The organism is Inquilinus sp., from assembly GCF_057815775.1.
Genome location: NZ_JBYRFX010000655.1, coordinates 1 through 1,621 on the forward strand (window position 1 = coordinate 1; position 1,621 = coordinate 1,621).

The following is a 1,621-nucleotide window of genomic DNA, read 5'->3' on the forward strand; positions in this document are numbered from 1 at the left end:
GGCGACTCGGCCTTCATCACCGCCGCCTCGGCCCAGACCTTGGAGATCACCGGCGGCTCCGGCCTGGTCTTTGGCCTGGGCGCTTCGGCCTGGACCGGGATCGGTGCGGCCCTGATGCTGGTCGGCTCGGGGATCGTTTATTTCAAGGGCCGGTACGACACGGCCCACACCTATGACGATGCCGACCAGCGCTATCTCGAATATCGCGGGGTGCCGTCCAACGTCGCCGACGTCATCAGCAAGGCCCGGACCACCGACGATGGCGGCCGCAGCGCCGGCCCGGGCCTCAGCGCCGTGTTCAAGCAGCTCGGCAAGTCCGACCAGGACATGATCGATTTCTTCAAGACGCTGACCCCGCACCAGGCCGACGTCATCGCCACCCAGAGCAAGGGCATCAAGCTCGACGACGGCAAGCCGGTGCTGACCCAGGACGACGAATCCTATCTCGCCTTGCCGCTCGACCCGACCAAGACCGACGTCTCGAAATACAGCGTCATCAGTTACAACGGCGCCAACAAGCGCTGGGAAGACCCGGTCACCCGGATGTATTGGGTCGATGGCTCGAAGCGCTGGGTCTACGACCCCAAGATCAGCAACAACATGGGTTACCTTCCGCAGCAGGTCGATCCGCCGACTTCCTACGACCCCGCCACCGGCATGCTGCAGCGGTCGAGCACGAGCTACCGGATGGTCCAGGCCGAAAGCGTGTCCGGGCTGGAGAACTGGATGTTCGCGAACGGCCTGGTCTAGGCTGGCGACGGGTCGGTCTGACCGGGCTGCGGAAGGCGTGTCTTGAAGACGGTCATCACCATCGACGGCAATGCCATCCGCGATATCCCGTCCTTCTACGACGAGCTCAACCGCGTGTTCATGGCCGGCGAGGACTGGACGCTCGGCCCCAGCCTGGATGCGCTGAACGACGTGCTCTATGGCGGCTACGGCCCGATCAGGGGCGACGAGCCTGTCATGCTGGTCTGGCGGAACATGGAGAAGACCAGGGCCGATCTGGGCTTCGGTGTGACGCAGACATTCTATCGCGACAAGCTGCAGCACCCCGAGATGTACGACCAGGAGCTGATCGGCCAGGCCCTCGCCGACTTGGAAAGCGGCACCGGCGCGACCTATTTCGAGATCGTGCTGCAGATCATCGCCGAGCACCCGAACATCGAGCTGGTCGCCCGCTAGAGCGGTTGGCGGGGTGTGTAAGGCTGAGCCAACCCACACCGTCATCGCGAGGCGCGCAGCGCCGTGGCGATCCAGAATTGCCGCCCGCCGCTCGGTCTGCGGGGTCGGGCCTGGATCGCGTCGCTGCGCTCGCGATGACGGCGAAGGGTGGTCGGGCAGTATTATCCCTCGACTCATTGTTCCCTTTATGTTCTCATCAAGGGATGAAACACACAGCGCCCACGCCCCAGACACCCACCGCCGGATCCCCGGCGGAGGTGTTTGCGCAGGAGTGGACGCTGCTGTCGGAGATGGAAGCGCTCAGTGGCGAGCTGGCCCGGGCGTTCAAGGTCAGGAGCCTCGCGGCCCTCAAGGTTGACGACGACGCCAAGGCCGGGGCCGCGGCAACCCATTTCGACCATCTGTTCCTCGGCATCCGCCGCTCCGTCGCCCTGAA

The 1,621-nt window shown here is 64.9% G+C and carries 2 protein-coding genes; both read left to right on the top strand.

What is annotated here, in order from left to right; genetic code table 11:
• A partial coding sequence (locus tag AC3XYG_RS22735) for a hypothetical protein (RefSeq protein ID WP_489142142.1) occupies positions 1–750 on the top strand: 750 nt, incomplete at its 5' end.
• A gap of 42 nt (positions 751–792) precedes the next feature.
• The gene (locus AC3XYG_RS22740) at positions 793–1,185 is read left to right on the top strand and encodes a barstar family protein (protein WP_489142143.1); all 393 of its coding nucleotides are present in this window, start codon (positions 793–795) and stop codon (positions 1,183–1,185) included.
• The last annotated feature ends 436 nt before the right edge of the window (positions 1,186–1,621 follow it).